20 protein-coding genes are annotated in these 22,320 nt (G+C 61.1%); 5 read left to right on the top strand and 15 right to left on the bottom strand.

Features of this window, described 5'->3' with window-relative positions; genetic code table 11:
* Window positions 1–195: 195 nt before the first annotated feature.
* Window positions 196–1,821 (top strand): glucan biosynthesis protein D, encoded by a 1,626-nt coding sequence (locus HX801_RS00965; RefSeq protein WP_102368202.1) that lies wholly within the window; start codon window positions 196–198, stop codon window positions 1,819–1,821.
* 45 nt (window positions 1,822–1,866) lie between these two features.
* Here HX801_RS00965 and HX801_RS00960 read toward each other — a convergent pair whose 3' ends face one another.
* The 6 genes from HX801_RS00960 to HX801_RS00935 form a co-directional block, all read right to left on the bottom strand.
* Window positions 1,867–2,052 (bottom strand): hypothetical protein, encoded by a 186-nt coding sequence (locus HX801_RS00960; RefSeq protein WP_003209560.1) that lies wholly within the window; start codon window positions 2,050–2,052, stop codon window positions 1,867–1,869.
* 197 nt (window positions 2,053–2,249) lie between these two features.
* Window positions 2,250–2,786: a GNAT family N-acetyltransferase gene (locus HX801_RS00955; RefSeq protein WP_177021413.1), complete on the bottom strand. Its 537-nt coding sequence runs from the start codon at window positions 2,784–2,786 to the stop codon at window positions 2,250–2,252.
* Window positions 2,770–3,270 carry an ATP-binding protein gene (locus tag HX801_RS00950; RefSeq protein ID WP_177021412.1) on the bottom strand — a complete coding sequence of 167 codons (501 nt, stop codon included), beginning with the start codon at window positions 3,268–3,270 and terminating at the stop codon, window positions 2,770–2,772. The genes HX801_RS00955 and HX801_RS00950 overlap by 17 nt, the downstream gene beginning before the upstream one ends.
* A 192-nt stretch (window positions 3,271–3,462) precedes the next feature.
* Complete coding sequence (locus HX801_RS00945; RefSeq protein ID WP_003209564.1) at window positions 3,463–4,569, bottom strand: NADH:flavin oxidoreductase/NADH oxidase; 1,107 nt, start codon at window positions 4,567–4,569, stop codon at window positions 3,463–3,465.
* Window positions 4,570–4,720: 151 nt separating this feature from the next.
* A complete protein-coding gene (gene recJ / locus HX801_RS00940; protein WP_003209565.1) occupies window positions 4,721–6,430 on the bottom strand; it encodes a single-stranded-DNA-specific exonuclease RecJ in 1,710 nt (569 codons plus the stop codon).
* 185 nt (window positions 6,431–6,615) lie between these two features.
* Window positions 6,616–7,158 (bottom strand): YaeQ family protein, encoded by a 543-nt coding sequence (locus HX801_RS00935; protein WP_003209567.1) that lies wholly within the window; start codon window positions 7,156–7,158, stop codon window positions 6,616–6,618.
* Between the two features lie 145 nt (window positions 7,159–7,303).
* On the opposite strand from HX801_RS00935, the gene HX801_RS00930 reads away from it, so the two are divergent.
* Window positions 7,304–8,503, top strand: a complete 1,200-nt coding sequence (locus HX801_RS00930) for a CaiB/BaiF CoA-transferase family protein (RefSeq protein WP_102605531.1) — start codon at window positions 7,304–7,306, stop codon at window positions 8,501–8,503.
* Window positions 8,503–9,381 (top strand): TIGR02285 family protein, encoded by an 879-nt coding sequence (locus tag HX801_RS00925; RefSeq protein WP_177021411.1) that lies wholly within the window; start codon window positions 8,503–8,505, stop codon window positions 9,379–9,381. The genes HX801_RS00930 and HX801_RS00925 overlap by 1 nt, the downstream gene beginning before the upstream one ends.
* 171 nt (window positions 9,382–9,552) lie before the next feature.
* On the opposite strand, the gene HX801_RS00920 is transcribed toward HX801_RS00925, so the two are convergent.
* Window positions 9,553–9,837: a DUF3509 domain-containing protein gene (locus HX801_RS00920; RefSeq protein WP_003209570.1), complete on the bottom strand. Its 285-nt coding sequence runs from the start codon at window positions 9,835–9,837 to the stop codon at window positions 9,553–9,555.
* 302 nt (window positions 9,838–10,139) lie between these two features.
* Here HX801_RS00920 and HX801_RS00915 point away from each other — a divergent pair, with 302 nt between their 5' ends.
* Window positions 10,140–10,340, top strand: coding sequence for a hypothetical protein (locus HX801_RS00915; protein WP_003209572.1), 201 nt, complete (start codon window positions 10,140–10,142; stop codon window positions 10,338–10,340).
* Between the two features lie 150 nt (window positions 10,341–10,490).
* Window positions 10,491–11,144, top strand: a complete 654-nt coding sequence (locus HX801_RS00910) for a response regulator transcription factor (protein WP_003209573.1) — start codon at window positions 10,491–10,493, stop codon at window positions 11,142–11,144.
* Here HX801_RS00910 and HX801_RS00905 read toward each other — a convergent pair.
* The 8 genes from HX801_RS00905 to trmD all read right to left on the bottom strand — a co-directional run bounded on the left by HX801_RS00905 (window position 11,113) and on the right by trmD (window position 22,281).
* Entirely contained in the window at window positions 11,113–12,357 is a 1,245-nt protein-coding gene (locus tag HX801_RS00905; protein ID WP_177021410.1) for an EAL domain-containing protein, read from the bottom strand. The genes HX801_RS00910 and HX801_RS00905 overlap by 32 nt on opposite strands.
* 73 nt (window positions 12,358–12,430) lie before the next feature.
* The gene (locus HX801_RS00900; RefSeq protein ID WP_177021409.1) at window positions 12,431–16,012 is read right to left on the bottom strand and encodes a transporter substrate-binding domain-containing protein; all 3,582 of its coding nucleotides are present in this window, start codon (window positions 16,010–16,012) and stop codon (window positions 12,431–12,433) included.
* Between the two features lie 109 nt (window positions 16,013–16,121).
* The gene (gene thrC / locus HX801_RS00895; RefSeq protein WP_003209579.1) at window positions 16,122–17,531 is read right to left on the bottom strand and encodes a threonine synthase; all 1,410 of its coding nucleotides are present in this window, start codon (window positions 17,529–17,531) and stop codon (window positions 16,122–16,124) included.
* Between the two features lie 67 nt (window positions 17,532–17,598).
* Entirely contained in the window at window positions 17,599–18,903 is a 1,305-nt protein-coding gene (locus HX801_RS00890; RefSeq protein ID WP_003209580.1) for a homoserine dehydrogenase, read from the bottom strand.
* Window positions 18,904–19,029: 126 nt separating this feature from the next.
* Window positions 19,030–19,761: a bifunctional protein-disulfide isomerase/oxidoreductase DsbC gene (dsbC, locus tag HX801_RS00885; protein WP_003209582.1), complete on the bottom strand. Its 732-nt coding sequence runs from the start codon at window positions 19,759–19,761 to the stop codon at window positions 19,030–19,032.
* Between the two features lie 154 nt (window positions 19,762–19,915).
* Window positions 19,916–20,812: a site-specific tyrosine recombinase XerD gene (gene xerD / locus HX801_RS00880; RefSeq protein ID WP_003209584.1), complete on the bottom strand. Its 897-nt coding sequence runs from the start codon at window positions 20,810–20,812 to the stop codon at window positions 19,916–19,918.
* Window positions 20,813–21,174: 362 nt separating this feature from the next.
* Window positions 21,175–21,525, bottom strand: coding sequence for a 50S ribosomal protein L19 (gene rplS / locus HX801_RS00875; protein WP_003175895.1), 351 nt, complete (start codon window positions 21,523–21,525; stop codon window positions 21,175–21,177).
* Between the two features lie 45 nt (window positions 21,526–21,570).
* Window positions 21,571–22,281 (bottom strand): tRNA (guanosine(37)-N1)-methyltransferase TrmD, encoded by a 711-nt coding sequence (trmD, locus tag HX801_RS00870; RefSeq protein WP_236260845.1) that lies wholly within the window; start codon window positions 22,279–22,281, stop codon window positions 21,571–21,573.
* Window positions 22,282–22,320: the final 39 nt, after the last annotated feature.

Raw genomic sequence — 22,320 nt, 5'->3', positions numbered from 1 at the left:
TCCACAGAAACGTCTTGTTTCATATGCAGCGCCATCAACCCGCCATCAATCATTTTTCCTTGCGCACCGAACCGCTTAAGCTATTTGGTATCTGTTTAATGTCCGTTGCGTTTGGCCGAAGGCATGTCCGAACCGTTTTCCTTGATCCAGCACGTGCCAGGAACGGCGCGGGATTGTTCACGACAGGTTGTATTTATGCACCGCAGGAATTTGCTCAAAGCGTCCATGGCCATCGCGGCTTACACCGGTCTGTCGGCCAGTGGCCTGCTGGCCGCCCAGGCCTGGGCGGGCAACCGCGCCGCTGATGGCGAGGCCCAGGCCTTCGATTTCGAGGCCCTGAAGATCCAGGCCAAGCAGTTGGCAAGCAATCGCTACCAGGACACCAAGCAGGTATTGCCGCCGACCCTGGCGACCATGACCCCGCAGAATTTCAACGCCATCGGCTACGACGGCAAGCATTCGCTGTGGAAAGAATTGAACGGCCAACTGGACGTGCAGTTCTTCCACGTCGGCATGGGCTTCAAGACGCCGGTGCGCATGTACAGCGTCGACCCGAAAACCCGCCAGGCCCGCGAGGTGCACTTCCGCCCTTCGCTGTTCAACTATGAAAAAACCACGGTAGACACCAAGCAGTTGACCGGCGACCTGGGTTTCTCCGGCTTCAAGCTGTTCAAGGCCCCGGAACTGGACCGCCACGACGTGCTGTCCTTCCTCGGCGCCAGCTACTTCCGTGCGGTGGATTCCACCGGCCAGTACGGCCTTTCCGCACGCGGCCTGGCCATCGACACCTACGCGAAAAAGCGCGAGGAATTCCCGGACTTCACCAAGTTCTGGTTCGAAACCCCGGACAAGGACAGCACCCGCTTCGTAGTCTACGCCCTGCTGGATTCGCCGAGCGCCACTGGTGCCTATCGCTTCGATATCGACTGCCAGGCCAACCAGGTGGTAATGGCCATCGACGCCCATATCAATGCGCGTACCGCCATCGAGCAACTGGGCATCGCACCGATGACCAGCATGTTCAGCTGCGGCACCGTTGAGCGGCGGATGTGCGACACCATTCACCCGCAAATCCACGACTCGGATCGCCTGGCCATGTGGCGCGGCAATGGCGAGTGGATCTGCCGCCCGCTGAACAACCCGGCTACCCTGCAATTCAACGCGTTTGCCGACACCGACCCGAAAGGCTTCGGCCTGGTGCAGACCGATCATGAGTTCGCCAGCTATCAGGACACGGTGGACTGGTACAGCAAACGCCCAAGCCTGTGGGTAGAACCTACAACCGCGTGGGGCGAAGGCTCTATCGATCTGCTGGAAATTCCTACAACCGGCGAGACCCTGGACAACATCGTGGCCTTCTGGACCCCGAAGAAGCCCGTCGCTGCCGGCGAATCCCTGAACTACGGCTACAAGCTCTACTGGAGCGCCCTGCCGCCGGTCAGCACGCCACTGGCGCAGGTCAATGCCACCCGTTCGGGCATGGGCGGTTTCACCGAAGGTTGGGCGCCGGGCGAGCACTACCCCGAAGTCTGGGCGCGGCGCTTTGCCGTGGACTTCAACGGCGGCGGGCTGGATCGCCTGCCTGAAGGCACCGGGATCGAGCCGGTGGTGACCTGCTCCCATGGTGAGGTCAAAGACTTCAGCGTGTTGGTACTGGATGCCATCAAGGGCTATCGAATTCTGTTTGACTGGTACCCGACCAGCGACAGCGTCGAGCCGGTTGAACTGCGGCTGTTCATCCGCACCCAGGACCGCACCTTGAGCGAAACCTGGCTGTACCAATACTTCCCACCTGCACCAGACAAGCGCAAGTACACCTGATACCGAACGTTCCCACGCTCGCGTGGGAACGCCCCTTCGGGATCTTCAGAACCGCGAAATACTCTTCATCGCCCCAATCAAGTACCGCATCGCCACCTGATCACTCTCGGTCAGGGCGCGGTACTGTTCCAGCAATTGCTCTTCGTCCGAACTCAGGCGTCGGCTGCGCAGCGACATCCTGCGGGCCAGAAAAGACGACAACACCCCCGCTACACCATAAGACTTGGCCATGGACTGTCTCCTCGTATCAATCAACTGCTCCTGGTTGCCCATAACCCCATCCCGCGATGCGACCTGCGAGGATCAACAAGCTGATTTCCTGGGCCAGAAATCATGCTTACCTTAAGCGTAGAAACTATCTTGCCGGGCGTGGGACTTTTTTAGAGTAATCATTTAAAAAAACGCTTGCAGGGCAATGACCTACAGCGTTATCCCACAAGCGGCCGGTACAGGTGGATGTCGTGCGGCTCCTGCTGAAACAGCTCGGGATCCGGCTGCTTGAGCAACCGGCAGCCGAGCCGCAGATAGAACTCCACCGTATTGCGCGATTCCGTGGCCGATACGTACAACGCCTCGGCCCCAGCTGCGCGGGCGTGTTCACAGGCCAGGGCAAACAGCTGGCCACCCAGGCCCAGGCCACGGGCCCCATGGCTCACATGCAGGAATTTGAGCTGGCGCATACGCAGGCCCTGGTTGAGGATAACCCGGTTGTCCAGCACCACGGCGGCCAGCAGCTTCTCATCGTCAAACACTCCGTGCAGCCACCCGCCGCGCTTCAGGCACGCCTGCAAGGCCACGGCATCCTGCTCGGCTTCGCCTTCGGGCCAGCCGCGCATGTCGTGGTGCTCGGGGTACAGCAGCAACTCCCCGTGCTCCACGCGATAGCACGCATCGATCCGTTCGGTACGGTCAATCAGCGCCAGCAACGGCAGGTCCTTTTCGGTCAGGTCACACTTGATCAACATGCTGTGCTTCCAAGGGTTGATGGTGAACAAGGTTGAAGCCTTCCGCAGGTGTCGGTGCTTCGAAATAGCCGGTGATCAAGTCGAACTGGGCGTCACTGGTTTCGAACGCGTGGGTACCCTCCGCGTTGCGCGCACGCAGGCGTGCCTTGCAGACCTCGTCCGGCACATCCAGGTAGTGCAATTGATGGTCAGCGCCTGCGCCTTCGAACAATGAGCGCATCCAGCGGCGGCTGGCCAGGGTGTTGGCGGGAAAATCCAGCACCACCGAGACGCCAGCCTTGAGCAACGAGATGATATGGGCCGTCAACGCATCGCGCAGGTGGCCGGTGCAGCGCACGTAGTCGCCCAGAGCCTGGATCTGTCCGGGATAAAGGCGTGACAGCCACTCATCCTCGCTGATCAATACCGTCTGTGTGGCTTGCGACAACTGCTGGGTCAGGGTCGATTTACCGGATGCGATTTTGCCGCAGATCAGGTGCAACATGAGCTTCTCCTTGTGTCGCAGGGCTTGGCCGGTGATCGGCGGGCAATAAAAAACCCGCCGGATCAAGGGCGGGTTTTTCATGCTTTTCCAGCACGCGTCAGCCCACCCTCTCCTGGAGGGTGGGAATAATCGAGGCGTTCAGTAATAGAGTCATAGTTTCGACATTAGCTTCAGGCGTTTTCCTACGCAAGGTTAATCCCGCAAGTCCGACTCATGAATCGGCTGGTCGCGATGCGTAGCCCGCTGATACTGCGCCGGCCAGGTCGCTTTGCGCCCGCCCAGGTCATCGTCGGCATGCAGTGGCCAGTACGGGTCACGCAACAGTTCACGGGCGAGGAAAATGATATCGGCCTGACAGGTACGCAAGATGTGCTCGGCCTGGGCGGGCTCGGTAATCATGCCCACGGTGCCGGTGGCGATTCCCGACTCTTTGCGCACACGCTCGGCAAAGCGGGTCTGGTAGCCGGGCCCGGTAGGAATTTCCGCATTGGCCGCGGTGCCACCCGAGGAGACGTCGATCAGGTCGACGCCCAGGTCTTTCAGGCGGCGCGCCAGTTCGACGGTTTCATCCGGGTTCCAGCCGTCCTCGACCCAATCGGTGGCCGAGACCCGCACAAACAGCGGCAGCTCTTGCGGCCAGGCCTCACGCACCGCCGTGGTCACTTGCAGCACCAGGCGGATGCGGTTTTCGAACGAGCCGCCGTACTGGTCCTGGCGCTGGTTGCTCAGGGGCGAAAGAAATTGATGCAACAGGTAGCCATGGGCGGCATGGATTTCCGCCACTTTGAAACCGGCGGTCAACGCGCGCTTGGCGGCAGCGACGAAGTCAGCGATCACTTGCTGGATCTGCCCTTCATCGAGTTGCTTGGGGGAAGTGTGCTGCGGATCGAAGGCAATCGGCGAAGGGCCCACCGGCACCCAGCCGCCATCTTCCGGCTTGACGCTGCCGTGCTTGCCGATCCATGGCCGGTGCGTGCTGGCTTTGCGCCCGGCGTGGGCCAGTTGAATGCCCGCCACCGCGCCCTGGGCATTGATAAAGCGCGTGATGCGTTGCAGCGGTTCGATCTGTTCGTCGTTCCACAGGCCCAGGTCCTGGGCGGTGATGCGGCCATCGGCAGTCACGGCGGTGGCTTCGGTAAAGATCAGCCCGGCGCCACCGACGGCACGGCTGCCGAGGTGCACCAGGTGCCAGTCATTGGCCAGGCCATCGACGCTGGAATACTGGCACATTGGTGACACGGCGATGCGGTTGAGCAGGGTCAGTTGGCGCAGGGTATAGGGTTCAAGCAGCAGACTCATGGGGCACCTCTTTTATGCAGTGGGCAGGCTCCAGGGTTCTGTTTGAAAGGTCGACGAAAAACCCGTCCCCGGCGGGCTGAAATAAGACAAGGTCACAAGACCGATCACACAGTGCTTAGAGACTAGTCGACAACAGAGGATTGCACAGGGTTCAGCGCGGCTCGATATGCGCGATCATCAGTTGCACGGTTTCCTGGCCACGGAACTCGTTCACGTCGAGCTTGTAGGCCAGTTCCACCCAGCGAATGGTGGGATTGGGCCAGATCTCGCGGTCGATGCCGAAAGCAATGCCATCGAGCTTCACCGATCCACACTCGCTCTTGAGCACCACCTTCAGATGGCGCTCGCCGACGACGCGCTGCTCCACCAGTTGGAACACCCCGTGAAACAACGGCTCTGGGAAATGCTGGCCCCACGGCCCGGCGTTGCGCAGGGCGCGGGCCAGTTCCAGGTGAAACTCTTCAACCGCCAGGGTGCCGTCGGACAGCAGCCGGCCCGTCAGGTCTTCTTCGCGCAGTTGCCGACGCACTTCGGCGTCAAAGGCCTCGGCGAACAGTGGGAAGTTGGCCTCGGGCAAGGTAAGACCCGCCGCCATGGCGTGGCCGCCGTACTTGGCGATCAACGTCGGATGCTGGCTGGCCACCACGGCCAGCGCGTCACGGATATGAAAACCCGGCACGGAGCGTCCGGAGCCCTTGAGCAGGCCGTCACCGGCGTCGGCAAAGGCGATGGTCGGGCGGAAGTAACGCTCTTTCATGCGCGAGGCGAGGATGCCGATCACGCCCTGGTGCCATTCCGGGTCGAACAGGCACAAGCCATACGGCATCGACTCCACCGGCAAGTCCTTGAGCTGGGCCAGGGCCTCGCGCTGCATGCCTTGTTCGATGGACTTGCGGTCCTGGTTCATGCCGTCCAGTTGCGCGGCCATTTCCCGGGCGGCGGCGAAATCCGAGGTGAGCAGGCATTCGATGCCCAGGCTCATGTCATCCAGGCGCCCGGCGGCGTTCAGGCGCGGGCCGAGGATAAAACCAAGGTCGGTGGAGGTGATGCGGGCGTGATCGCGCTTGGCTACTTCGAGGATCGCCTTGATCCCCGGCCGGGCACGACCGGCACGAATGCGTTCCAGGCCCTGGTAGACCAGGATGCGATTGTTGGCGTCCAGCGGGACCACGTCGGCCACGCTGCCCAGGGCCACCAGGTCCAGCAGTTCGCCGATATTCGGCTGCGGCTTGTTCTCGTACCAACCCAAACTGCGCAAGCGCGCACGCAGGGCCATCAGCACGTAGAAAATCACGCCCACACCGGCCAGGGCCTTGCTGGGGAATTCACAGCCCGGCTGGTTCGGGTTGACGATGGCGTCGGCTGCGGGCAGTTCGTCGCCCGGCAAGTGGTGGTCGGTAACCAGCACCTTGAGCCCCGCCACTTTCGCGGCCGCCACGCCTTCGACGCTGGAGATACCGTTGTCCACGGTGATCAGCAGCTGTGGCTGGCGCTGCAGGGCCACGGCGACGATTTCCGGGGTCAGGCCGTAGCCGTATTCGAAACGGTTGGGCACCAGGTAGTCGACGTGGGCGGCGCCCAACAAGCGCAGGCCCAGGGTGCCCACGGTGCTGGCGGTGGCGCCGTCGGCGTCGAAGTCACCCACGATCAGGATCCGCTGGCGCTGCTCCAGGGCCGTCACCAGCAAGTCCACCGCAGCATCGATGCCCTTGAGCTGCTGATACGGGATCAGCCGCGCCAGGCTTTTATCCAGCTCGGCTTCCGATTGCACCCCGCGTGCGGCGTAGAGACGGGTCAACAACGGTGGCAATTCACCGAGGAATGGCAGGACGGCGGGCAACGGGCGAGGATCGATACGCATGGGGTGACGGAAGCTTCTCTTTAATGTTGAAATTAGCGGTGATCCCTTGTAGGAGCTGTCGAGCCCCAGCGAGGCTGCGATGGGATCACCTCGGTGTACCTGTCAGACCGCAGCGCCTGCATCGCAGCCTCGCTGAAGCTCGACAGCTCCCACACTCGACCAGCGTCCAATCAGTTATCGACGTTTCAGCCGCGCTCGCCAGCCAGCCATTCCAGCTGGACTTCGTGCTGCCCACGGTCATCGGTCACGAAGATCGTGCCTTCGCTGATCATCACGTCCCACTTGATCACCCGGGGCATGTCCTTGGCCAGGACTTCCAGGATTTCCTGGGGTACGGCGGCGATGCTCACGTTTTTCAGGTTCTTCGCCACCGGCACCACTTTGCCTTCCCAGACGCGCAAGCTGCCGTAGGCCAGCAAGGTCGTGCGTTCGGTACGGCGGGAACACCAGGTCAGGCGGTCCGCGTCCGGCTGGCCGACTTCGATCCAGTGCAGGACGCGATCATCCAGGCTTTTTTCCCACAGCGCCGGCTCGTCTACATCTGACAGGCCACGACCGAAAGACAGCTGCTCGTTGTAGAAAAGCGCGTAGGCCAGCAAACGCACGGTCATGCGCTCTTCGGTTTCCGAAGGGTGGCGGGCGATGGTCTGCTTGACGCTCTCGTACACCGAACGGTCAAGGTCGGTGAGGTTGAGTTCAAACTTGTAGGTCGTGGACGGCTGGGCCATGAACGGACTTCTAGAGACAGGGAAAGGCGGCAAGTCTAACCGATGGCGAGGTGATTCAACGAATACTGCGCTGCATCATCCTTATCACTGCGCCACTCGCCTATGTTAAAAGGCTCACATCCCTGCCCTGCCCGAAAGGTTCCTCATGTCGTTTACCGCCAAACCACTTGCCGGCCTGAAAGTCATCGAACTCGGCACCTTGATCGCCGGCCCGTTTGCGTCGCGCATCTGCGCCGAGTTCGGCGCCGAGGTGATCAAGGTCGAATCCCCGGATGGCGGCGACCCGCTGCGCAAGTGGCGCAAGCTGTATGAAGGCACCTCGCTGTGGTGGTTTGTGCAGGCGCGCAACAAGAAATCCCTGACCCTGAACCTGAAACACCCGGACGGCCTGGCGATCCTCAAGCAACTGTTGGCGGATGCCGACATTTTGATTGAGAACTTTCGCCCTGGCGTGCTGGAAAAGCTCGGCCTGAGCTGGGAAACCTTGCACGCCCTGAACCCGAAACTGGTGATGGTGCGCCTCTCGGGCTTTGGCCAGACCGGGCCGATGAAGGACCAGCCAGGGTTTGGCGCGGTGGGCGAATCCATGGGGGGCCTGCGTTACATCACCGGTTTCGAGGACCGCCCGCCGGTGCGCACCGGGATTTCCATCGGGGACTCGATCGCGGCGTTGTGGGCCGTGATCGGGGCGCTGATGGCCCTGCGTCATCGTGAAGTGAATGGCGGGCTCGGCCAGGTGGTGGATGTGGCGCTGTATGAGGCGATCTTTGCGATGATGGAGAGCATGATCCCGGAGTTCGACGTGTTCGGCTTTATCCGCGAGCGCACCGGCAACATCATGCCCGGCATCACGCCCTCCTCGATCCACACCAGCAAAGATGGCAAGCATGTGCAGATCGGCGCCAATGGCGACGCGATCTTCAAGCGCTTCATGTCAGCCATTGGTCGCGACGACCTGGCCAACGACCCGGCACTGGCCAGCAACGATGGCCGCGACAGCCGGCGCGATGAGCTGTACGGGGTGATTGATCGCTGGGTCAACTCGCTGCCGCTTGAGCAAGTGGTGGAACAGTTGAACAAGGCCGAAGTGCCCGCCAGCCGCATCTACAGCGCGCAAGACATGCTGGGAGACCCGCAGTTTCTGGCCCGCGAGATGTTCCTCAAGGCGCAGCTCCCGGGCGGCAAGGACTTCAAGATGCCCGGCATCGTGCCCAAACTGTCGGACACACCGGGCAGTTGTGAATGGGTCGGACCGCAGCTGGGCGAGCACAACAGCGTGGTGCTCGCTGAATTGGGCTACGATGCGGCCGCCGTTACTCGCCTGCGTGAGAACGGCGCGATCTGATGGGCCGGCGCTTCATCATTCGACTCTGCCTCCTGGGTTCACTGCTCGGGACTTGGCCACTGTCGAGCCAGGCCCAGGAAACCTTGATCTGGCTGTTGCGTGACCTGCCGCCAGTGACGATTTTCGAAGGCCCGCAAAAAGGCCAGGGCGCCCTCGACCAACTGCTGCCGATACTCGCCGAACACATGCCGGAGTATCGACATCAGATCCTCCACGTGAACCGCGCGCGCGGCATGCAGATGCTCCGCGACCCCGGCACGCTTACCTGCGACCCGTCCCTGCTGTGGACGGCGGAGCGCGCTAAAACCATCGTGTTTTCCGCCCAGGCCTTCGCGGCCGTGAGCAACGGGGTGACGATCCGCCAGGGTCAGCGGGCGCTGCTGGCGCCGTTTGTGGTGGATGGACTGTTCGACCTGGAGGCATTTTTGAATGCACGAGATGCGCGCCTTGGCATCATCGCCGAACGCAGCTACGGCGCCATCATCGATGAAGCGCTGAAGCACACCAGTGCTCACAAACTGGCGCCACATTACGGCAATGACGCCCTCGGCAGCCTGCTGCAGATGCAACGAAAGGGGCGGCTGGAAGCGGTGCTGGGTTACTGGACAGAAGTGCGCTACCAGGCGCTGCAACAAGGCATTGATCCACAAGAGCTGATCTTCTACCCCATCAAAGGCACCCCGCCCTATCAACTGACCCGGATTGCCTGCACGGATAACGCCTCAGGCCGCACGGCTATCGAGCGGATCAATCAGGTGCTGCGCGAGATCCCGCAGGAGCAACTGCGACAGTCCTACGCCTCATGGCTCGACCCGGTCATGCGTGAGCAATACCTGCAAGACCACCCGACGTTTTTCCAGGATGCCCCGAGCCCATGACAAATCGCAGGCAAAAAGAAACCCCGAGCAGTGGGGAGACAACTCGGGGTTAATAAGGGCCTAAAAAGACCAGTAACAACGAGCCACAAGCACCGGAGCACAATGCTTGATCTCGCTGTTACAAAATCTGACTCACCTTGCCGTAGGAAGGTTCCCAACAAAAATAAATCTTCATGCGCAGGCGATCGGCCGAGTCAGGGCCGCATTGCGCAGGGCCGCCATGACCGAGGGTTCCAGGCGTCCTTCGGCAATCATCAAGTCGCGGTGCAAACAGTCCACCACATCCACCAATGCACGCTTGTCGGTCAATTGTGCCTGGTCGACTTCTCGTTCGACCACGATGGCACCGGCCGGATTCTTTACGGTCACCAGGCATTCGCCCTGCACACCCGAAGTGGTCAGCGTGACCTGATAAGGGCTCAGTGCTTCACCGAGCAATAGGCTGATACTTTCCATCTCGATCACCACTCAATAGTTCGGAAACAATCGTGTAAACGGGAGCTGCATCTATCCTAAGTGACTATTTGCGTCGTAGGAAAGTTCGCTTTTTCGTCTTTCAAGGGTTGCCGGGGGATGACGTGTCCAGCATGCGCTTGCAACATGACAAGCAAAAAACGGCAGCACATAACTGCTTACTCAATGAGTTGCCGTTTTGGCGCTGATGCCGAGGGTGAATCCTATACTCGGTGAGTGCTGATCATGCCGGCACATCGATAAACAGCGCATACCAAAAGGCCCCGTTGCGAAGGACGAAGACCATGCTGGAACACGAAAAAGAGCAGGCAATACTAGAGAAGATTCACGCCGACATATCCAGAATTTATGCCGAGCAACGCAAGCTAAACGCAGAATCCCACAAGATAACCCGAGAGAATTTCTGGTATCCCGTTGGTATCGCCATCGGCTTCTTCACGGCTGTCGGAACCGTAATGGCAGTGGCTCAGAAACTACTCGCCTAAACGATCACTCCGACCGGGCCTGCCAGAAACGAAAAACGCCGCTGCCCCACGGACGGGGACGCGGCGTTTTTTACACCTTTGTAAACCGCACCTTCAGACCCTCTCCTGCGTTAACAGGCTAGAATCCCCGAATTACCCCGGGAGCCTGTATTGAACGAAACGTCTGACAAGCCATTGCGCATCGTCCTCGCCGACGACCACCCGATTTTCCTCATCGGTCTGCGGGCAGTCCTGGAACGTGACGAGAGGCTAACCATCGTCGGTGAAGCCAACTCACCCCAGGCCCTTGGCGAACTGCTGCAACGTTGTGCCTGCGACATTCTGGTGACCGACTTCATGATGCCCGCCGAGCCCCAGGCCGACGGCTTGCGCCTGATCGAACAACTGCGCCGGCATCACCCGGGCCTGCCCATCGTGGTGGTGACCATGCTGAACAACGCCGGCCTGTTCCACGCCATCCTGGAGCTGGGTGTCATGGGCCTGCTGAGCAAGGCCAGTCTCGCAGACGAATTGCCTGAAGCAATCCGTCAGGTGCGCCAGCAGCGACGTTATGTGGCCCAGACCATCAGTCAGTCACTGAACCTGGCAGGCGTCGAGCGTGTGCACTCCCAGGATCAACTATCACCCCGTGAACTGGAAGTCATCCGCCTGCTGGCCGGCGGCCTGACGGTAGGCGAGATCGCCGCGAATCTTCATCGCAGCAAGCAAACCGTCAGTGCACAAAAGGTCAGCGCCATGCGCAAGCTGGGCCTGAGCAACGACGCCGCGCTGTTTATCTATGTGCAGGAACACGGGCTGGCCTAGCCTGAAACGCGATCCACTGCTTGAGCGCCTCGGCGTCCATGGGGCCGGCGATAAAGCAGCCTTGCAACCACGCAGCCCCCAGTTCACTTACCGCGTGATAGTCGGCGGCGCTTTCAACCCCGGTCACCACCATACCCACACCCAGTCGCCTCGCCATGCTCATGGCGCCGGCAACCACTGCCGCCTTGCGATCGTCCCTGGCCATGCCGCTGGCAAACGCCGGCGGGATCTTCAATTCGCTGAAGGGCAATTCCAGCAAGCGTTGCAGGCTGGTGCCGCCCACGCCGAAATCACCGATGGACAGCTTGCACCCCATCATCCGCAAACGCAGCAAGCCGGTGACGTGGGCGCTGTCGGTGTTCAGGCGCGAGGTTTCCACCAGTTCCAGGGTCAGGCCACGGGCGGGCACGCCGTGAAGTTGCAGCAAGCCTTGCAGCACTTGGGGAAAGTGCGGACGCTCCAGCATCCGCCCCGGGATATTCACCGCCACCGGCAGCACCTGCCCGGTTTCGCGCATGACGTGTGCCGCCTGGCCCAGCGCTTGTTCCAGCACGTGCCAGGTAAACGCCTCTTCCATTCCGGCAAACTCCAGCACCGGCAGAAACGCGTCAGGCAACAGCAACTCGCCGTCAGGAAGCTGCCAGCGGGCCAGCGCTTCAACACCTTGCAACGCGCCCGCCTGGCTGACAATGGGCTGATACCAGACCGTGCCGCAGCGGGCGATTGCGGCCTGGCTCAGATCCGCCGAAGGCGGCAACTGCTCGGATTCGCTCAAGTCCAGCAACTGGCGCACCCGCTCCCAGGACACCACCGGCGGCCCGGGCCGCAAGCGCTCCCGGCACGCCTCGAGGACTTTCCCGATCAGCGTTGCCGACGCCGGCTTGGGCAGGCAGCCGAGCACGTTGAGCCCCAACTGTCGGGCCATGTGCGCCACGCCTTCCAGCACATCCGGCTCGGCGTTGCTCAGCAGGATCAACACCTGAGCCTGGCGGCGCTCGGCCATTTCCCGAATCAGCTCAAGGCCATCACCCTGCTCCAGGTACAGATCGCAAATCGCGATGTCCACCGCGCCCTTGCTCTCCAGTGACTGGCGAGCGGCGTCGACCGTTTCGGCCGTGCGTACATTGAATACGCCGTTGGCGTTGAGCATCTGATGCAGGGCCATCAGTTGGAACGGGTTATCTTCGAGGATCAGGACGTTGAGGGAGCGCATGAAAAACGTTACCGGGGAGAAGCGAGGGTGCACAGACTAATAAAAACCCCGTGCCTTCCCCATAGGACATGTCTTATTCGGACGGGTCCAGATAAGCCTCGAGCTCGACCTGGAATTCGATCAATGCTTCGCGCAGCGCTAACCAATGCAGTTCAACCTCAGCGTTGCGCTGCTCCCGAATACACCCTTCCAGCGCCACACAGGCCTTGGCCAGCGGCAACGCATCCACCAGGCAGCATATGCCCTTCAGGCGGTGCAGCGAGGCGGCCAGCCGGACCTGGTCGTGGTCCGCCATGGCGGAGGCCATCAGGTTATGCTCCTGCTCAAGGCTCCTCGCCAGCTCCTGCAGCATCCGCTGCAAAACCGGTCCGTCGGCCTGGGTCATGGTGCGCAGGGTCTGGATGCTGAAAGAGCGTGCAGGCACGACGCGGGCGAGCACACGCGTCCAGTGCTCAAGGGTCACGGGCTTGACCAGCAGTTCATCCATTCCCGCCTCCCGGCAGCGCTGCTGTTCATCATCCAGGGCATTCGCCGTGCAACCCACCAGCGCCAGGCGTGGCCGTTGCTCCTGGGCTTCCAGCCGGCGGATGGCCTCACTCAAGGCGTAGCCGGACATGCCCGGCATATTGCAATCGGTGACCATGACGTCAAACACCTCATGATGCCAACGCTGCAAGGCCGCTTCGGCCGAGTCGACGGCCACTACTTGATGACCCAGGAACTGCAACTGCTGAACCAGCACCAGCCGATTGGCCGGCAGGTCATCCACCACCAACACCGACAGGTTGCGGCCGGCCACCAGCAGCGGTACACCCGCAGATGCTGGCACGTCGTCACTGCTGACCCGATCCAGGTACAGGTCGATGCACACCACCGTGCCCTCTCCCACCACGCTGCTCAGGGTGATGCTGCCTCCCATCAATTCCACCAGTTGCTGGCAGATGCTCAAGCCCAGTCCCGTGCCGCCGTGCTCGGCAGCCGTCCGCGCGCTGACCTGGATAAACGGCTTGAACACTCGCGCCTGCTGCTCGACGCCAATGCCCGGCCCGCTGTCCTCCACACACAGCTGCAAATATTCGGCCCCCGCCGGGTCAAGCTTGCGCGCAACACTGACCCGAACCTCGCCGCGCGAGGTGAACTTGAGCGCGTTGCCCAACAGGTTATGGATAACCTGACGCAGGCGCAGCGGGTCGAACCAGTAATACCCTTGCGCGCTCGGGTCGAATGCCAGGGTCAGGTGAAGGCCCTTTTTCTGCGCCATGGGTTCGAACAAGCGCTGTATGCCCTCGAAGAAACCTTTCAAGTCAGTGGCCTGCGGCGCCAGTTGCAGATGACCGGCTTCAATCTTGGCCAGGTCGAGGCTGTCACCCATCAGGGCAATCAACTCACGCGCCGAGCGATGGGCCACTCGCAGGGCTTCAGACACTGTCTTGCCTTCAGCCTGGGCACGCTCCTGCTCCAGCTCGAGCAGACCGATAATGGCGGTCATCGGCGTGCGAATCTCGTGGCTCAGGGTCGAGAGAAACGCGCTTTTTGCGTAGTTCGCTTCGTCAGCGGCCTGCCGCGCATCCATCAGCTGGAGCTCCAGGACCTTGCGCTCGTTGATATCGACCCAGCCACCGAGCAAACCCTGGAGCTGGCCCTTGGCGTCGAAGAACGGCACCGTCCACTGATACACATGAAACGCCCCGCCATTGAACTCCAGCTGCCGGTCGACGAACAGCGACTGCTGGCTCGCCAATTGCTCCATGTGGCCGGCATGCAGGCGCGCGGCCGTAGCGTCAGGCATCAGCCCGCTTTCCATCAGCGTCAGGCCCTGGATCTGCTCGCGCCGGGTGTTCAACTGTTGTTCATAGCTGGTGTTGCAGGTCACCAGGCGTCCTTCCAGATCACGCACAAATACCGGGTTGGGCATGCCGTCCAGCAGCGCGCGCTTGAACGCCAACTGGTCGTTGAGCCGCTGCTCGGCCTGGAGGCGCTGGCGAATCTGGCGCTTGAGCCGGCTGTTCCAGGCCAGGGACACCAGCACAAACAGCAGCGCCATGGCGACCGTCCAGTAGGCCCATGGCGGCACCCGCTGCCAGGCCGGCACCGGGACGGGTACGCTACCCAGCCAACGCAAACGCAGGGCGCTCAATTCCGCGACCGGCAGCGCTTCCAGCGCCTTGTTCAAAATGCTCAGCAGTTCCGGTTGATCCTTGCGCACTGACAGGCTGTTGGCCGACCACTTGCCCTCGACACTGCGGCCGATGCGCAACTCATCGGCCGGGTAACTCTGCACTTCCACTTCACTCTGGATAGTCGCCGCCGCGCGCCCCTGCGTTACCAGCTCCCGGGCCTGGACGTAGTTATCCACCGATTGCAGCTTGATCCCGGGGTGCTCGCGACGAATATATCCCTCCAGGACATGGCGTGCCGGCAGCGCCAGCACCTTGCCTGAAAGCTCGCTCAAACTGGCCACTGGCGGTGCGTCAGCGCGCTGGATAAACACCCAGCCTGAGCCCCCGAACCCATGGCTGAAATCGAGAAAGGCCTTGCGCTCCTGATTCTCGGCCAGGGTGGTGTTCATGTCCGCCCTGCCCGTTTCCAGCAACCCCAGGGTCTGTGCCGTGGAGGACACTTCCTCCATCACGAACTGCAGGCCGGTCATGCGTGAAATGCGGTTGAGCAAGTCCACATTCAGCCCCACCCACTGGCCGTCCTTGTCCTTGAATACATAGGGAGACAGTTGCTGGGACGCCACCACCACATGCGGATGCTGAAGTACCCAGGCCCGCTCCGGGGCCGACAAGGCGATGCGCTCGGCGGCAATGCCCACCCCCAGTCCGGTGGTCCAGCGCGCAAGGATCTCCCGCCGCACAGACTCATCAATACTCGCCAGCGCCCGGTCCATCAGCGTCCCCAACAGCGGGTCGGCCTCCCGCGTGGCAAAGGCAAAGCCGATGGGCGCCAGCCGGCTTTCCACCTTGATCTGCAAGCCCAGGTAGGGCCGTAGCGATTTATAGGCGCGCACGATCACTTCGTTGCCGATAAACGCATCGGCATCACCTTGCTTCAGCGCTTCGAGGCCACTGTAGAGATTCGGTGCCAGCATGATGTGGCTCCCGGGATACGCCTGATGGACGTTCTTGACGTTGGCGTAACCGTCCAGCAACACCAGCTTCTTGTCCTTGAGGTCCTCGTTCTGGGTGCTGTCATCCCGGCGCACGACCACCACCGAGCGGTCCGGCATGTAGTCTTCGGTAAAGCGCAACCCCGACACATCACGCTCGTAACCGTTGGCACTGGTGAGAATATCGATGGCGCCGCTCCGCAGGGCCTCCACCGCTTGCGCCCGCTCGGCAAAACCCAGGACCTGCATCGGTGCATGCAGACGCGCGCCGATCAGGCCCAGGTAATCGGCGCTGATGCCCTGGTAGCGATTGCGGTCGCGGGTGATATCGATCGGCTGATAGTCATCAATCGAAATGCCCACTCTCAGTGGCCGATGGGCCGCCAGCCATTGCTGCTCGCTGGCCGTCAGGGGCATGGGCTCCAGGGCAATGAACGCCGGCACCAGCTTGAACGGCAGGCTGACAGCCGCGAGGCTTGCCGAACCATGGCCAAGCAGCAGCACACATGCCAGCCACGCGTGTGCTCGGGTCGATAAATACACCGGTTGGGTTTCCTTGATTATTCTTGTTGGTCGCCGCGCAAGTATGGCTCGCCAGAATGAAAAAGCCCGTCACGAAGACGGGCTTGATCCACCACGCAAAGCCGTTGGCTCAGAGTGGCTTGCCGCGATTGCCATGCTGGCTGACAAACGCCTGTACCGCTTTCAGGTCATTGGCCAATACCGTGCAACGCTCTTCACGCTCAAACAGGTCGGTGAGGTGCGGCGGCAATTCCAGCGCCTTGCCAACCCCGGCCTTCTCTACCGCTTCCGGGAATTTGACCGGGTGCGCGGTGCCGAGAATCACCATCGGGATGTCCAGGCTGCGGCGGCATTCGCGCGCGGCCTTGACGCCAATGGCGGTGTGCGGGTCCAGCAGCTCGCCGGTCTGGGCGTAGACTTCAGCGATGGTCTCGCAGGTTTCTGCGTCGTCCACCGCCAGGGAGTCGAACAGCTTGCGGGTTTCGGTCCAGCGCTCCTGCTCGACGCTGAAACCGCCACCTTGCTTGAAGCTGTCCATCAGGCCGGCCAGGGCAGCACCGTTGCGACCGTGCATGTCGAACAGCAGGCGTTCGAAGTTCGACGAGACCATGATGTCCATCGACGGCGACAGTGTGGCGTGCAGGGTTTCCTTGACGTACTGGTTGCCGCTCATGAAGCGGTGCAGGATGTCGTTGCGGTTGGTGGCGACGATCAGCTGGTTGATCGGCAGGCCCATGTTGCGTGCCAGGTAACCGGCGAAGATGTCGCCGAAGTTGCCGGTTGGCACCGAGAACGACACCGAACGCGCCGGGCCGCCCAACTGCAGGGAAGCATGGAAGTAGTAGACGATCTGGGCCATGATCCGCGCCCAGTTGATCGAGTTCACCGCTACCAGGCGGGTGCCCTTGAGGAAGCTCTGGTCGGCGAAGCTGGCCTTGACCATTTCCTGGCAGTCATCGAAGTTGCCTTCGATGGCGATGTTGTGGATGTTCTCGCCGAAGATCGTGGTCATCTGCCGACGCTGCACTTCCGACACGCGGTTGTGCGGGTGCAGGATGAAGATGTCGACGTTTTCGCAGTGCTTGCAGCCTTCGATCGCCGCCGAGCCGGTATCACCGGAAGTAGCGCCGATGATCACCACGCGCTCACCGCGTTTTTCCAACACATAGTCCAGCAGGCGACCCAGCAGTTGCAGGGCGAAATCCTTGAACGCCAGGGTCGGGCCGTGGAACAGCTCCAGGACCCATTCGTTGCCGTTCAGTTGGCGCAACGGGGCAATGGCGCTGTGGGAAAACACGCCGTAGGTTTCTTCCAGGATCTTCTTGAAATCCGCATCCGGGATGCTGCCGGTGACGAACGGGCGCATGACCCGGAACGCCAGCTCGTGGTACGGCAGGCCGGCCCACGAAGCGATTTCTTCCTGGGTGAAGCGTGGCAGGTTTTCCGGCACGTACAGGCCGCCGTCAGTGGCCAGACCGGCCAGCAGAACGTCTTCGAAATTCAGGGCCGGTGCCTGGCCGCGGGTGCTGATATAACGCATGACTGGCTCCTCTAGAGCATGCTTGAACAAGGGCCGCCGAACGCGTGGGGCCCTTGCCGCAAAACGATTAGTTCAGGTGTTCGACGCGAATCCGCACCACCGGCCCAACCACGCCCTGCAACGCTTCAAGCGCGGCGATGGCGTCGTTGATGTGCTGCTCCAGCACACGGTGGGTCAGCAGGATCATGGGCACCAGGCCGTCTTGTTCTTCGACTTCCTTCTGCATGATCGATTCAATGTTGATGCCGCGCTCCGACAGGATGCTGGCCACCTGGGCGAGCACGCCCGGATGATCCTTGGCCTGGATGCGCAGGTAGTAGGCACTTTCGCAGGCTTCGATCGGCAGGATCGGGTGGGCCGACAGCGAATCCGGCTGGAAGGCCAGGTGCGGTACGCGGTTTTCCGGGTCGCTGGTCATGGCACGCACCACGTCCACCAGGTCGGCGATCACAGACGAAGCGGTCGGCTCCATGCCGGCGCCGGCGCCGTAGAACAGGGTGGAACCGGCAGCGTCACCGTTGACCATCACGGCGTTCATCACGCCATTGACGTTGGCGATCAGGCGGTCGGCCGGGATCAGTGTCGGGTGCACACGCAGCTCGATACCGGCCGGGGTGCTGCGCGCCACACCGAGGTGCTTGATGCGGTAGCCCAGGGCTTCGGCGTAGTTCACGTCGGCGGTGGTCAGCTTGGTGATGCCTTCGGTGTAGGCCTTGTCGAACTGCAGCGGGATACCAAAGGCGATGGACGCCAGGATGGTCAGCTTGTGGGCAGCGTCGATGCCTTCCACGTCGAAGGTCGGATCGGCTTCGGCGTAACCCAGGGCCTGGGCTTCGGCCAGCACGTCTTCGAAGGTACGGCCCTTCTCGCGCATTTCGGTGAGGATGAAGTTACCGGTGCCGTTGATGATGCCGGCCACCCAGTTGATACGGTTGGCGGACAGGCCTTCACGGATCGCCTTGATCACCGGGATGCCACCGGCCACGGCGGCTTCGAACGCCACGATCACGCCCTTCTCGCGGGCCTTGGCGAAGATTTCGTTACCGTGCACGGCAATCAGCGCCTTGTTGGCAGTGACCACATGCTTGCCGTTTTCGATAGCCTTGAGCACCAGCTCGCGGGCCACGGTGTAGCCGCCTACCAGCTCGATGACGATATCGATTTCAGGGTTGGTGGCGACTTCGAAGACATCGTTGGTAATCGCAATACCGGTCGTTTGGAACTGAGGCTTTGGCGTACGCGTGGCAATTTGTGCCACTTCAATCCCACGCCCTGCACGGCGGGAAATTTCTTCAGCGTTACGCTGAAGTACGTTGAAGGTGCCGCCACCGACGGTCCCTAACCCACAGATGCCTACTTTGACCGGTTTCACTGAAGAACTCCCCATGAAACGGCCGACTCAAGGTCGGCCGTGAAAACAGCCGCACAACTGCGGCTCTCTATTAATGACCCGCCGAACTGTCGGCGGATCATGATCGTCAAGGCTCGACGATAATGCTTACTTTGCGTTCAGTGCCAGTTTGGCAACTTGCGGCGCAGGCTGGTAGCCCGGAATCACCTGGCCGTCAGCCAAAACGATGGCCGGCGTACCGTTCACACCAATCGACTGGCCGAGGGCGAACTGCTTGGAAACCGGGTTGGCGCACTTGGCGGCCTTGATTTCCTTGCCATCGACCATCTTGTCCATGGCCGCTTTCTTGTCGGCCGAACACCAGACGGCTTGCAACTGCTCGTCACCCGGCGAACCCAGGCCCTGGCGCGGGAACGCCACGTAGCGCACTTCAACGCCGAGCTTGTTCAGCTCAGGCACTTCGGCATGCAGCTTGTGGCAGTACGGGCAGGTGGTGTCGGTGAACACGGTGATGTGAGTCTTGGTTTCGCCGATGGCCGGGTAAACCACGGTTTCAGCCACCGGAATACCGTTGATCAGCTTGGACACGCCCAGGCGCTCGGCTTTCTCGGTGAGGTTCACCGGCTTGCCGTCTTTGAGCTGGAACAGGTAGCCCTGGACGATGTACTGGCCATCGGCACTGGCGTACAGCACGCGGCTGCCCTTGAGCTTGACTTCGTACAGGCCGGCCATCGGGCTGGCGTTGATGCTTTCAATCGGGGTGTCGAGCTGGAGGGCTTCCAGGCTCTTGCGGATTGTCTTCTCTGCGGCGTCGTCGGCGACGGCAAAGGTTGAGACCAACGCAATGGCTGCGATGGCAAAAATCTGGGTCAAGCGCATGGGAACTCCTGAAGGCAGATGCAGGGACGGGAGCAGGAACACCGATCTTCAAACACGGGTTTGGGCCGTCCCCTTTGCGAACCGGCAAAGCCTACCACAGTTGGGCCGCAGGGCAGCCAGTCGCGGGGAAATTGGGCTTTTTCCGAAGTGTTTTTCATCCACGGGGATGGTGCTTGGCGTGCATCTCCTGCAAACGTGCCCGCGCCACGTGGGTGTAGATCTGGGTGGTGGATAAGTCGCTGTGGCCCAGGAGCATTTGAACCACGCGCAAATCCGCGCCGTGGTTGAGCAAATGCGTGGCGAACGCGTGACGCAGGGTGTGGGGCGACAGCGACTTGCCGATGCCGGCAACCTTGGCCTGGTGCTTGATGCGATGCCAGAAGGTCTGGCGGGTCATCTGTTCGCCGCGCTGGCTGGGAAACAGCACATCGCTGGGCCGACCGTTGAGCAATTCGGCTCGGGCGTCGCGCATGTAGCGTTCGATCCACACGATCGCCTCTTCACCCATGGGCACCAGGCGCTCCTTGCTGCCCTTGCCCATTACGCGCAATACGCCCTGGCGCAGGTTGACCTGTTCCAGGGTCAGGCTGATCAACTCGGTGACGCGCAGGCCGCAGGCATACAGCACTTCCAGCATGGCACGGTCGCGCTGGCCGATGGCTTCGCTCAGGTCGGGGGCTGCGAGCAGGGCTTCGACGTCGGCTTCCGACAGGGATTTGGGCAGTGGCCGGCCCAGCTGCGGCATGTCGATTTGCAGGGTTGGGTCGACAGCGATCAGCTTTTCCCGCAGCAGGTAGCGATAGAAGCCACGCACGCCTGAGAGAAAACGCGCAGTAGAGCGAGGCTTGTAGTTTTGCTCCAGGCGCCAGGCCAGGTGGTCGAGAATCAGCTCGCGACCGGCATCGAGCAGCTCGAGGTTTTTCTCCTGCAACCAGCCATTGAACAACGCCAGGTCACTGCGGTAAGCCTGGCGGGTGTTGTCCGACAGGCCTTTTTCCAGCCAGAGGGCGTCGAGGAAGCGGTCTATCTGCGGGTGGTCGATGGCGGACATGAGGGCTCAAGCAGGGAAAATGGCGATGTCGGGTAGATCCTATCGCAGCACGGGCCGCTAAACATCAATGAAAGCGGGCAAATAATCTGTGGCAAGGGAGCTTGCTCCCGCTGGGGCGCGAAGCGGCCCTGATTGACCATTGAGGTCCAACAGAGAGACTTCTATTGCCGGTTTCAGGGCCGCTGCGCAGCCCAACGGGAGCAAGCTCCCTCGCCACAAAAGCGGAAAACGGCTTTAAGGTCAGTGCAACGCTGAATTTCTTCGAGGCGGGGAGTCATGAATAGATACCGGGGAAATGGACAAATTTCAGGCAACAAAAAAGCAGCCCGTAGGCTGCTTTTTTCTGCATCGGGAAGCTGGACTTAAGCCAGTTTTTCCTTGATGCGAGCTGCTTTACCGGACAGGTCACGCAGGTAGTACAGCTTGGCTTTACGTACGTCACCGCGACGTTTAACGGCCATGCTGTCGATTTGCGGGCTGTAGGTCTGGAAAGTACGCTCTACGCCAACACCGTTGGAGATTTTACGAACAGTGAAAGCACTGTTCACACCACGGTTACGCTTGGCAATTACCACGCCTTCGAACGCTTGCAGACGCGAACGGTCGCCTTCCTTCACTTTCACCTGAACGACAATGGTGTCGCCCGGGGCAAAGGTAGGGATCTCTTTGGTCATCTGCTCTGCTTCGAGTGCAAGGATGATTTTGTTAGTCATGCTGTGCTCCTAAGGTAAGTCGTCGGACCTACCATCGATACGTTGTTAACTATCGTCCCGCCCGAGGATGTATTCCTCGAGCAGCTTCTTCTCTTCTCCAGAAAGCGAGCGGCTTTCCAGAAGATCGGCGCGTCGTTCATAGGTCCGCCCGAGGGACTGCTGTAAACGCCAACGCCGGATGTGTGCGTGATTGCCACTTAGCAATACGTCGGGAACACGCTGATCCGCATACACCTCCGGTCGGGTGTAGTGCGGGCAATCCAGCAAACCATCCGTGAAGGAATCTTCCTCCGCGGAGTCCGCATGCCCTAAAGCTCCAGGCAGCAGTCGTGTAACCGCATCTATCAGGACCATCGCCGGCAGCTCGCCGCCAGACAGGACATAGTCCCCAATCGACCACTCTTCATCGACATGAGCATCAATAAAACGCTCGTCAATGCCTTCATAGCGACCGGCAATCAGGATTAATGCTTCCAGATTCGCCAACTCGCGTACCGCCGACTGATTCAGCTGACGGCCTTGAGGGGACAGGTAAATTACCTTCGCCTTCTCCCCGGCGGCTGCCTTGGCCTGAACCAACGCATCTTCCAGGGGCTTGATCTTCATCACCATGCCCGGGCCACCGCCAAATGGGCGATCGTCCACAGTGTGATGTCGATCCGTCGTGTAGTCTCGCGGGTTCCAACAGGTGAGCTGCAAGAGCCCCTGTTTCACCGCCCGACTGGTGATGCCGTACTCGCTGATGGCGGAAAACATCTCGGGAAACAAACTGATCACTTCAACGCGCAGGTTAGC

It is taken from the genome of Pseudomonas sp. G1002 (genome assembly GCF_013385455.1).
Classification (GTDB): domain Bacteria; phylum Pseudomonadota; class Gammaproteobacteria; order Pseudomonadales; family Pseudomonadaceae; genus Aquipseudomonas.
Note: the sequence above shows the minus strand (reverse complement) of the source record. Positions and strands in the feature narration are given on the sequence as shown.